Below are 11,118 nucleotides of genomic sequence, written 5' to 3'. Positions count from 1 at the left end.
CCGTGCTGGTGCCGCAGGAGGTGGACGCGCTCTTCGTCAACCTCCGCGAGCTGCGCGACTCCGGCCACACGATCCTCTTCATCTCCCACAAGCTCGACGAGGTCCGCGCCATCGCGGACTCGATCACCGTGATCCGCCGCGGCACCACCGTCGGCACGGTCGACCCCGAGACGGTCACCTCCCGCCAGCTCGCCGAGATGATGGTCGGCTCCGAGCTGCCCAGCCCCGAGACCCGCGAGTCGACCGTCACCGACAGGGTGGTCCTCCGGGTCGAGAACCTCGTCCTCGAGACGGGTGACGGCCGCCGCCTGCTCGACGACCTGGACCTGGTCGTCCACTCCGGCGAGGTGCTCGGCATCGCCGGCGTCGAGGGCAACGGCCAGACCGAGCTGGTCGAGACGATCATGGGCATCCGCAGGGCCGCGAGCGGTCGCGTGCTGCTCGCGGACCAGAACCTGACCAGGGCCGGCACGCTCGCCCGCCGCGAGGCCGGCATCGGCTACATCCCCGAGGACCGCACCCGGCACGGCCTGCTGCTCACCCAGCCCCTGTGGGCGAACCGGATCCTCGGCTACCAGACCAGGCGCCCGACCGCGCGCGGCGCGTTCCTCGACGTGGCCGGCGCCCGCAAGGACACTCAGCGGATCGTCGAGCAGTTCGACGTCCGCACGCCGGGCATCGAGGTCGCGGCCGCGTCCCTGTCCGGCGGCAACCAGCAGAAACTGGTGATCGGCCGGGAGCTGTCCGGCGAGCCGAAGCTGCTGATCGCCTCCCACCCCACCCGCGGCGTCGACGTCGGCGCACAGGCCGCCATCTGGGACCACATCCGCAACGCCCGGCGCGACGGCCTCGCCGTGCTGCTGGTGTCCGCCGACCTCGACGAGCTGATCGGCCTGTCCGACTCCATCAAGGTCATGCTGCGCGGGCGGTTCGTCGCGGACGCCGACCCGGCCACCGTCACGCCGGAGGACCTCGGCAGCGCGATGACCGGGGCCGGCCACGTGGACGAGTCAGGTCAGCTGGTCACCGGAGGTGAGGCATGAGCGGAGCTTGCGGAGCGAATCATCGATGCTCGGACCGCCGGCGGCCCCGCGGAGGGCACCGGAGTAGCGGAGCCCGCGGAGCGTTCCGGTGCCACGGAGCGGGGACGGTGGTGGCATGAACGCCCGGCTGCGCTCGTCGCTGCTGGCGCCCGTCCTGGCGATCGTCTTCGCCGCGGTGCTGTGCGCGATCGTGCTGATCGTGTCCGGGGCGAACCCCGGCAAGGCGCTCGGCGCGATGATCGGCCAGGTCGGCGAGGGCCAGGTCGCGGTCGACATCGTCAACTCGACGGCCATCTACATGCTGGCCGCGCTGGCCGCCGCCATCGGGTTCCACATGAACCTGCTGAACATCGGGATCGAGGGCCAGTACCGGGTCGGCGCGGTGGTCGCGGCCATCGTCGGCGGCGCGATCGTGCTGCCGCCCGTGCTGCACTGGCTGGTCATCCTCGTCGTCGCGGCCATCGCGGGCGCGGCGTGGGCCGCGTTGCCGGCGGTTCTGAAGGTCACCCGCGGGGTGCACGAGGTGATCTCCACGATCATGATGAACGCGATCGCGTTCGGGCTCGCCGCGTTCCTCATCCGCCGCGACCAGTTCGGCATCCTGGTCGGCAACAACGTCACCACCGAGCCGATCCCGAAATCCGGCCAGGTGCCCGGCATCGACCTGGGTAGCAAGGGCACGGTGTTCGGGCTGGTGTTGCTGGCGGTCATCGCCGCCGCCGTGTACGGGGTGGTGATGAACCGGACCCGGTTCGGGTTCGAGCTGAAGGCGTCCGGCCTGTCGCCCACCGCGGCCGCGGCCGGTGGCGTCAACGCGAAGAAGATGATCGTGGTGGAGCTGCTGGTGTCGGGCGCGATCGCGGGGCTGGTCGGCATGCCGGAGATCCTCGGCCGCGACCACGCGTACACGCTGAACTTCGCGTCCGGCTACGGGTTCGCGGGCATCGGCATCGCGCTGCTGGGCCGCAACCACCCGGTGGGCATCGCGTTCGGGTCGCTGCTGTGGGCGTTCCTGGAGAAGGCGAAGGGCGCGCTGGACAACGTGGGCGTGCCGAGGGAGATCGCGACGATCATGCAGGGGGCGATCGTGCTCTCGGTGGTCGTCGCGTACGAGATCGTCAAGCGGATGGAACTGGCCGCCGAGCAGCGGCGGGTCGGCCAGGCCACCGGCACCGTGGTGGAACCGGAGGCTGTGCAGTGAGCGGAGCTTGCGGAGTGAACCACGGGCACCACGACCGGCGGCCGCCCGGTCGGAGCCTGCGAGGAGAGGGTGAGGTGCGGTCGTGAGCATGGTCGAGGTGGCGCCGGCGGCCTCCGGCATGACCATGGCCCCGCCGCCACGCAAGCGGAAGCTGCCCGGCTGGGCGGTGTTCACGATCGGTGTCGTCGCGGTCATCGTCGTGTTGGCCCTGACCTCGTACTGGACCGGGGAACCGGCGCTGACGTCGTCGTCGACCATGCAGAACACGGTCACGCTGGGGCTGCCGATCCTCCTCTGCGGCCTCGGCGGCATCTGGGCCGAACGTTCCGGCATGATCAACATCGGGCTCGAGGGCATGATGATCCTCGGCACCTGGGGCGCGGCGTTCGGCGGCTACCACTGGGGACCGTGGATGGCCGTGGTGACCGGCATGATCTGCGGTGCGCTGGGTGGCGCGCTGCACGCGGTCGCGACGGTGACCTTCGGCGTCAACCACATCGTGTCCGGTGTGGCCATCAACCTGCTGGGCGCGGGCGTCACGAAGTACCTCTCGACGCTGATCTTCGAGCCGATCTCGGACAACCCGCGCGACTCGCCGCCGATCCCGCAGTTCGACACGTTCTCCGCGCCCGGCCTCTCCGACTGGCTCGGCGACCTGGAGAAGGACCAGCGGGTGATCGTCTCCGACGTCGCCGGCCTGCTGCGCGGGCTGGTGACGCGGGTGTCGCCCATGCTGATCATCGGGATCCTGCTGGTCGTCGCGACGTACTACGTGCTGTGGCACAGCCGGTTCGGCCTGCGGCTGCGGTCGTGCGGCGAGAACCCGGTGGCCGCGGAGTCGCTGGGCGTCAACGTGTACTTCCACAAGTACGTGGCGGTGATCGCCTCCGGTGCGCTCGCGGGGATCGCCGGCGCGGCGCTGGTGCTCGGGTCCAGCCCGTCGATCTACCAGGAGGGGCAGACCGCGAACCGCGGCTTCATCGGCCTCGCCGCGATGATCTTCGGCAACTGGCGGCCGGGTGGCACGCTGGCCGGCGCCGGGCTGTTCGGGTACGCGGACGGGCTGCGGCTGTCGGCGACCCCGGAGGCCGTGCACGCACTGCTGTACTCGGCGGTCATCGCCGTCGTGCTGGTGTTCTGCTGGCAGGTGCTCCGCCGGAAGTGGAAGACGGCCATGTTCGCGGTCATCGGGGCCGCGGCCATGTACGTGCTGTACTACTTCACCGACGAGCTGCCGCAGGAGTTCCTGCCGTACACACCGCACATCATCACGCTGGTGGTACTGGCCCTGGCGGCGCAGCGACTGCGGCCGCCGGCTGCTGATGGTGTGCCCTATCGGCGAGGTGAAGGTGACTGAGCGTTTCTGGCGGAGCTGGCGGAGCTTTGCGGAGCGGACATCGTGACTGAGGTCGACTGGGACAAGCTGCGGGCCGCCGCTGTGGAGGCGGCCCAGCTGGCTTACTGTCCCTACTCCGGGCTGCGGGTCGGTGCCGCGGCGGTGGTGGACGACGGGCGGCTGGTGACCGGGTGCAACGTGGAGAACGCCGCGTACGGGGTGGGCCTGTGCGCCGAGTGCACCATGGCCGGGCAGCTGCGGCTGACGGGTGGCGGCAGGCTGGTGGCGGTGGCGTGCCGGAGCGGGTCGGGTGACCTGCTGATGCCGTGCGGACGGTGCCGGCAGATCCTGTTCGAGCTGGGTGGGCCGGACTGCCTGATGGACACCCCGGCCGGTCCGGCGCCGATGTCCGAGGTCCTGCCGCACGCGTTCGGGCCGGGCGATCTACCGTGAGCCTGTGAAGCACGCGGCTGTCGATGTAATCCGGACCAAGCGGGACGGCGGGGTCCTGACGGACGACCAGATCGACTGGGTGATCGACGCGTACACCCGTGGTCTCGTGGCCGAGGAGCAGATGTCGGCCCTGGCCATGGCGGTGTTCCTCAACGGGATGACGTTCGCGGAGACGTCCCGGTGGACGCAGGCGATGATCGACTCGGGTGAGCGGTTGTCGTGGCCGGTGCCGACGGTCGACAAGCACTCGACGGGCGGGGTCGGCGACAAGATCACGCTGCCACTGGCGCCGCTGGTGGCGACGTGCGGGGTCGCGGTGCCGCAGCTGTCCGGGCGAGGGCTGGGGCACACGGGTGGCACGCTCGACAAGCTGGAGTCCATCCCCGGATGGCGGGCGTCGCTGACCTCCGACGAGATCCGCGACCAGCTGCTGACCGTGGGGGCCGTGGTCTGCGCGCCCACGTCCGGGCTGGCGCCGGCGGACCGGAAGCTGTACGCGCTGCGGGACGTGACGGGCACGGTCGAGTGCGTGCCGTTGATCGCGTCGTCGATCATGTCGAAGAAGATCGCGGAGGGCGCGGGCGCGCTGGTGCTGGACGTGAAGGTCGGCTCCGGGGCGTTCATGAAGTCACTGGAGGACGCGCGAACGCTCGCCTCGGCCCTGGTGTCCATCGGGGTCGCGCACGGGCAGAAGGTGACGGCCCTGCTCACGGACATGTCGGTGCCGCTGGGGCGCGCGGTGGGGAACGCGGTCGAGGTGGCCGAGGCCGTCGAGGTGCTCAAGGGCGGCGGACCGGCGGACGTGGTGTTGCTGACGGTCGCGCTCGCGTCGGAGATGCTGTCGCTGGCCGGGGTGTCGGCGGACCCGGCCGCGGTACTGGCGTCCGGCGAGGCGTACGAGACGTGGGCGCGGATGATCGCGGCCCAGGGCGGCGACCCATCGGCCGAGTTGCCCAGGCCGCGACACGTGCACGTGGTGGAGGCGCCGCGGGACGGTTACCTGAACCGCCTGGACGCGCTCGGCGTGGGGGTCGCCGCGTGGCGTCTCGGTGCGGGCCGGGCGCGCAAGGAGGATTCGGTGCAGGCCGCCGCGGGCGTCGTGTGCCACGTGAAACCAGGAGAAGCCGTGGTCAGCGGTGCCCCTCTGCTGGAACTGCACACCGACACCCCGGACGCGGTGGAGGGCGCACTGGCGGCCCTGGCCGACACGTACGAGATCACCGACCAGCCACCGACCCCGACACCACTGGTACTGGACACGATCCACAGCTAACCCGCGTGTCCAACCGAGGGGACGCGCGTGTCCAACCGAAAAGACCCGCGTGTCCAACCGAGGGGACGCGCGAGTTCAACCGAAAAGACCCGCGTGTCCAACCGAGGGGACGCGCGAGTTCAACCGAGAGGACGCGCCTCCGGAACGTTGAACTCGAAGGTCCGGAACGTTGAACTCGCGCGTCTGGAATGTTGGACACGCGAGTTCGGAATGTTGGACTCGCGTGTCTGGAGCGTTGGACACGCGGGTCCGGACTGTTGGACTCGCGGGGTTTAGGCTAGGGCTGCTAGGGCGGTGTGGGTTAGGACGCGGACGCCTGTCAGTAGTGCGCGTTCGTCGATGCGGAACGTGGGCTGGTGGATGTCGGGCTGGGGGCCCTCGCCGGACCAGACGCCCAGGCGGGCGAACGAGCCGGAGATGTGTTCCAGGTACCAGCCGAAGTCCTCGCCGCCCGAGGACTGCTTCGTGCCCGTCACCGCGCGTTCGCCCAGTGCGGCCTCGACGCCCGCGCGCAGGACGGCCTCGGACTCCACGTCGTTGACCACCGGGGGCACGCCGCGGCGGTGCTCCAGCTCGAAGCCGACACCCGTCGGGGCGAGCAGTGACTGGACCAGGCCGGCCACCAGCGGCTCCAGGTCGGCCCACACCTCGTGGTCGCCCGTGCGCAGGGTGCCGCGCAGCATGCCGTCCTGCGGGACCGCGTTCGGGGCCTCGCCCGCGTGCACCGCGCCCCACACCAGCACCGTCCCCGAGCGCGGGTCGACGCGGCGGGACAGCAGCGCGGGCAGGCCGGTGATGACCGTGCCGAGCGCGTGCACGAGGTCGGCCGTCAGGTGCGGCCGGGACGTGTGGCCGCCCGGCGACGTCAGCCTCAGCTCCAGCAGGTCCGTCGCGGACGTGATCGCGCCGACCCGGGTGCCGACGCTGCCGACCTGCAGGCGCGGGTCGCAGTGCAGGCCGAAGATCGACCGCACCCCGTCGAGGCCGCCGGACGCGATGACGTCCAGCGCGCCGCCCGGCATGACCTCCTCGGCCGGCTGGAACACCAGCCGCACGCGGCCGGGCAGCTCCGGTGCCGACGCCAGCGCGAGACCCGCGCCGAGCAGCATCGACGTGTGCGCGTCGTGGCCGCACGCGTGTGCGACGCCGGGCACGCTCGACGCGAACGGCAGACCCGTCAGCTCGGTGACGGGCAGCGCGTCCATGTCGGCGCGGAGCGCGACGCACCGGTCGCCGACGCCGATGTCGCAGATCAGGCCGGTGCCCGTGTCGAAGACCTTCGGCCGCAGGCCCGCCGACGAGAGCAGACCGGCCACCATCTCAGTGGTGTTGTACTCACGCCTGGACAGTTCGGGGTGCTGGTGGATGTGCCGGTACCACGCGACGACGTCCAGCGCGTTGCGCGTCAGCCAGCTGTCCAACCACTCCGGCCCGCGGCCGGCTCCGATGTCCTCCACACGAGGCATACTGACGCCCTCGTCGGTGATCAGCACCCCGGCCCTGTCATCCCCGGGAAGGTCGGAGCGTGAGTCGAGCACGGTCACGCCACCCTCCCGGAGTCCCCTGTGTTCGCCATGATTCGCCAATCCTGCACCATCGGCTTGAAGGACCAGGCTAGATATGCTGGTGAACCGCTTGCCGGTACGACCAGAGCGCCGAACGGTGCCGGTCCTTCTGCCTCGCTAAACGATCTCTGTCGGCCAGCGGTCAGCCGGCCTTCGCCTTCTTCCGCTTGATGCTGCGGCCCCAGATCACGATGCCTACCAGCAGGACGGAGGTGATCCCCATGACGAGCTTGCGCCGCTGCTCGGCCTTCTTCGCCTCTTGTTCGGCGGGGTCGAGGTCGATGGTCGGCGCGCTCGTCGCGGCGGTCGGTCCGGTGGGCGGCGGCGTCGGCTGTTGCCCGGCGACGAGGCCGTACTCGCGGTTCGATGGCTGTGACTCGGCGAACGCGTGAACCGGAAGCAGCGCCACGATGAGGCCCGTGAGGGTCACGACGAGCAGTCGGGTGGCGCTACGCATGCACACCAGGGTAGCGAAGTAGCCGGGCTAGTCACTATCCGTCGAGGCCAGCACTGCCATAACGTGACCACCGGGGCGGAGGCAGAGCACGCCCAGATCCCACGCGATCCGCTGGAACCAGTCGTTCGCGGCGTCGAAGAGCCACCACGCGCAGCCGACGTGTGAGCCACCGGCCAGCGCGTTCAGCGAGCGCCACGCGGCCTCCCGGCCGTACGCGCCACCCAGACCCTCGTCGTAGGCGCCGCCGTACGCCGCGGCGGCGAACAGCACGGGCACCACCTCGTCCAGGCTCGCGCGGCGCAGTGCCAGTCCGCCACCCGCCAGGCAGTCGAGGCCCAGCGCCTCGATCGTGCGAACGCCGACGGAGCCTGGGGACACTGGCGGGTCGAGCGTGCACATCGCCGCCTCCGCCCGGCCGTTCGACCTGGTCAGCCAGGTCCTGACGGCAGAGGTCAGGTCCGCGGGCGCCGGGGCCCGCGCGACGGCGGGGACCGTCCCCGAGGCGGTGATCAGGTCCACCCTGCCCGGCAGGAACGGGGTGTCGTGCGACTTCGCGTGGGTGCCGAAGTGCGGCAGCGGCACCCGGGTCTCGCCCGGCAGCGAGTGCAGCGGCAGTTCGGCCAGCGGGTGCCCGGCCAGCCGCTGTGCCCAGGCGGCGGCGACGGCGTCCACCGGCATGCGGCGCAGGATCATCTCGTGCAACAGGCACGCGCCCAGCTCGGTCGCGGCGTCGCCGGGCGGCATGCCGGCCAGCACGGACACGAGCACCCGCGCCCGCTGCCCCTGCGCGAGCATGGCCGCCACCGTCCGGACCGACTCCAGCGGCAGGCCGTCCGCCACGACGCGCACCACGGCGGCGGCCCGCTCGTCGGACGGGCTCAGCGCCAGGAGGTTCAGCACGTGGTCCAGGACACTGCGAACGGCCCAGTGCTGGGCGTCCCCGGACGCGAGGATGGCGTGCCCAAGTGCCTCCAGCCGGTCGACGGGCCAGCCGTCCACTTCCGCCCGGTACTGCCCGACGCGCGAGCAGCCGGGCAGTTCGGACAGCATCTCCTCGATCCGGCTCATGTGTAGACGTTCGCTCCGCAAGCTTCGCTCAGTATCGATGTTCGCTCCGCAAGCTTCGCTCAGTATCGATGTTCGCTCCGCAAGCTTCGCTCAGTATCGATGTTCGCTCCGCAAGCTTCGCTCAGAACCGATGTTCGCTCCGCAAGCTCCGCTCAGTCCGCGAACTCCTCCAGGATCCGTTCTGCCGCGAGCGTCGGGGTCAGCTCGCCGTCGGCCACCTGCCGTTCGAGCGACGGTGTCAGCGCACGGACCCCGGGGTGCTCGGACAGCCGCGTCAGCAACGTCTCCCGCACCATCGTCCACGTCCAGTCCACCTGCTGCCGCCGGCGCTTGGCCGCCAGCTCACCCGATGCGGACAGGGTGTCGTGGTGCCGCTGGACCTGCTCCCACACCGTGTCCAGCCCGGTGCCGGTCAGGCCGCTGCAGGTCAGCACCGGCGGGTTCCACACGTCGTTGTGCCCGCGCAGCAACCGCAGCGCGCCGGCCAGCTCCCGCGCCGCCTTGCGGGCCAGCGCCTCGTGGTCGCCGTCCGCCTTGTTGACGGCGACCACGTCGGCCAGCTCCAGCACGCCCTTCTTGATGCCCTGCAGCTGGTCGCCGGTGCGCGCCAGGGTCAGCAGGAGGAAGCAGTCGACCATGTTGGCGACCGCGACCTCGGACTGCCCGACGCCGACCGTCTCCACCAGCACCACGTCGTAGCCGGCCGCCTCCATCAGCACGATCGTCTCGCGGGTCGCGCGGGTCACCCCACCCAGTGTCCCCGAGGTGGGCGACGGCCGGATGAACGCGGACGGGTCGGTAGCCAGCCGAGCCATGCGGGTCTTGTCGCCGAGGATCGAGCCACCCGTCCGGGTGGACGACGGGTCGACCGCCAGCACCGCGACCCGGTGCCCCGACTCGGTCAGGGACGTGCCCAGCGCGTCGATGAACGTCGACTTGCCCGCGCCGGGCACACCCGTGATGCCGACCCGGTGCGCCCCGCCGGCGTGCGGCAGCAGCTCCACCAGCAACCGCTGGGCGAGGTCGCGGTGGTCCGGCCGCCGCGACTCGACCAGCGTGATCGCCTTGGAGAGCGGCCCCCGCTCACCGGCGAGGACACCCTTGGCGTACGCGTCGAGGTCTATTTCCCGGGCCATCAGTACCCGTGCTGTTCCGACAGCTTGCGCAGCAGGTCGGTCGCCGCCTCGGCGATCACCGTGCCAGGACCGAAGATCGCGGTGGCACCCGCCTGGTACAGCTCGTCGTAGTCCTGCGGCGGGATCACGCCACCGACGACGATCATGATGTCGTCGCGGCCCAGCGCGGCCAGCTCGTCGCGCAGGGCGGGCACGAGCGTGAGGTGCCCGGCGGCCAGCGAGTTGACGCCCACGATGTGCACGTCCGCCTCGACCGCCTGCCGCGCGACCTCCGCCGGCGTCTGGAACAGCGGGCCCACGTCGACGTCGAAGCCGAGGTCGGCGAAGGCCGTCGCGATCACCTTCTGCCCGCGGTCGTGGCCGTCCTGCCCCATCTTGGCGACGAGGATGCGTGGCCGCCTGCCCTCCGCCTCGGCGAACTCGTCGACCACCCGGCGCGCCTCCGCCACATTGGACACGCCACCGACCTCCTCGGAGTAGACGCCGGAGATCGTACGGATCTGCGCCGAGTGCCGTCCCCAGACCTCGCCCAGCGCGTCGGAGATCTCGCCGACGGTCGCCTTCACGCGTGCCGCGTCGATCGCCAGCGCCAGCAGGTTCCCGGTGCCGTTCGCGGCGGCGGACAACGCGGAAAGCGCCCGGTCGACGGCGCCCTGGTCGCGTTCCGCCCGCAACCGCCGCAGCTTCTCCAGCTGCTGTGCCCGCACGCCGGCGTTGTCGACCTTGAGCACGTCGATGGCCTCGTCCGCGTCCGCGAGCCGGTACTTGTTCACGCCGATCACGGGCTGGCGGCCGGAGTCGATGCGGGCCTGCGTGCGGGCCGCCGCCTCCTCGATGCGCAGCTTCGGGATGCCCGCGTCGATCGCACGGGCCATGCCGCCGGCCGCCTCGACCTCCTGGATGTGGCCCCAGGCCTTGACCGCCAGCTCGTAGGTGAGCCGCTCGACGAAAGCGCTGCCACCCCAGGGATCGATGACCCGCGTGGTGCCGGACTCCTTCTGCAGCAACAACTGCGTGTTGCGCGCGATGCGCGCGGAGAAGTCGGTCGGCAGCGCGAGCGCCTCGTCCAACGCGTTGGTGTGCAACGACTGCGTGTGCCCCTGCGTGGCCGCCATGGCCTCGACGCACGTGCGGATCACGTTGTTGTAGACGTCCTGCGCGGTCAGCGACCAGCCGGACGTCTGGCAGTGCGTCCGCAACGACAGCGACTTGTCCGACTTCGGGTCGAACTGCTTCACGAGCTTCGCCCACAGCAGCCGCGCGGCCCGCAGCTTGGCGACCTCCATGAAGAAGTTCATGCCCACGGCCCAGAAGAACGACAGCCGCGGCGCGAACGAGTCGACCGGCAGCCCGGCATCGACACCCGCCCTGATGTACTCCACTCCGTCGGCCAAGGTGTACGCCAGCTCGAGGTCGGCGGTGGCCCCGGCCTCCTGCATGTGGTAGCCGGAGATGGAGATCGAGTTGAACTTGGGCATCTCGCGCGAGGTGAACGCGAAGATGTCGGAGATGATCTGCATCGACGGCGTCGGCGGGTAGATGTAGGTGTTGCGGACCATGAACTCCTTGAGGATGTCGTTCTGGAT

At 70.9% G+C, this 11,118-nt stretch carries 10 protein-coding genes; 5 read left to right on the top strand and 5 right to left on the bottom strand.

Translation table 11 applies throughout. From position 1 onward, the window contains the following. From ACJ73U_RS06115 to ACJ73U_RS06095, 5 genes are all read left to right on the top strand, one after another. The coding region (locus tag ACJ73U_RS06115; RefSeq protein ID WP_407776537.1) for an ABC transporter ATP-binding protein at window positions 1-1,043 on the top strand (1,043 nt) is incomplete at its 5' end. A 115-nt stretch (window positions 1,044-1,158) separates the two neighbouring features. Then, window positions 1,159-2,244 (top strand): ABC transporter permease, encoded by a 1,086-nt coding sequence (locus tag ACJ73U_RS06110; RefSeq protein ID WP_407776536.1) that lies wholly within the window; start codon window positions 1,159-1,161, stop codon window positions 2,242-2,244. An 88-nt stretch (window positions 2,245-2,332) separates the two neighbouring features. Then, window positions 2,333-3,601: an ABC transporter permease gene (locus ACJ73U_RS06105; RefSeq protein WP_407776538.1), complete on the top strand. Its 1,269-nt coding sequence runs from the start codon at window positions 2,333-2,335 to the stop codon at window positions 3,599-3,601. A gap of 42 nt (window positions 3,602-3,643) precedes the next feature. Beyond that, window positions 3,644-4,033, top strand: a complete 390-nt coding sequence (locus tag ACJ73U_RS06100) for a cytidine deaminase (RefSeq protein ID WP_407776535.1) — start codon at window positions 3,644-3,646, stop codon at window positions 4,031-4,033. A 4-nt stretch (window positions 4,034-4,037) separates the two neighbouring features. After that, window positions 4,038-5,306 carry a thymidine phosphorylase gene (locus tag ACJ73U_RS06095; protein ID WP_407776534.1) on the top strand — a complete coding sequence of 423 codons (1,269 nt, stop codon included), beginning with the start codon at window positions 4,038-4,040 and terminating at the stop codon, window positions 5,304-5,306. Between the two features lie 272 nt (window positions 5,307-5,578). On the opposite strand, the gene ACJ73U_RS06090 is transcribed toward ACJ73U_RS06095, so the two are convergent. From ACJ73U_RS06090 to scpA, 5 genes are all read right to left on the bottom strand, one after another. Then, window positions 5,579-6,850, bottom strand: coding sequence for a M20 family metallopeptidase (locus tag ACJ73U_RS06090; protein WP_407776533.1), 1,272 nt, complete (start codon window positions 6,848-6,850; stop codon window positions 5,579-5,581). Window positions 6,851-7,013: 163 nt separating this feature from the next. After that, entirely contained in the window at window positions 7,014-7,328 is a 315-nt protein-coding gene (locus ACJ73U_RS06085) for a hypothetical protein (RefSeq protein ID WP_407776532.1), read from the bottom strand. A 27-nt stretch (window positions 7,329-7,355) separates the two neighbouring features. Continuing rightward, complete coding sequence (locus tag ACJ73U_RS06080; protein WP_407776531.1) at window positions 7,356-8,396, bottom strand: DUF6183 family protein; 1,041 nt, start codon at window positions 8,394-8,396, stop codon at window positions 7,356-7,358. 152 nt (window positions 8,397-8,548) lie between these two features. Then, window positions 8,549-9,532 (bottom strand): methylmalonyl Co-A mutase-associated GTPase MeaB, encoded by a 984-nt coding sequence (gene meaB / locus ACJ73U_RS06075; RefSeq protein ID WP_407776530.1) that lies wholly within the window; start codon window positions 9,530-9,532, stop codon window positions 8,549-8,551. Beyond that, window positions 9,532-11,118, bottom strand: a 1,587-nt coding sequence (gene scpA, locus ACJ73U_RS06070) for a methylmalonyl-CoA mutase (protein WP_407776529.1), incomplete at its 5' end; no start/stop codon positions are given. The genes scpA and meaB, both read right to left, overlap by 1 nt.

The organism is Actinophytocola sp. (genome assembly GCF_045807065.1).
Lineage (GTDB): Bacteria > Actinomycetota > Actinomycetes > Mycobacteriales > Pseudonocardiaceae > Actinophytocola.
This window is presented reverse-complemented; position numbering and strand designations above follow the sequence as displayed.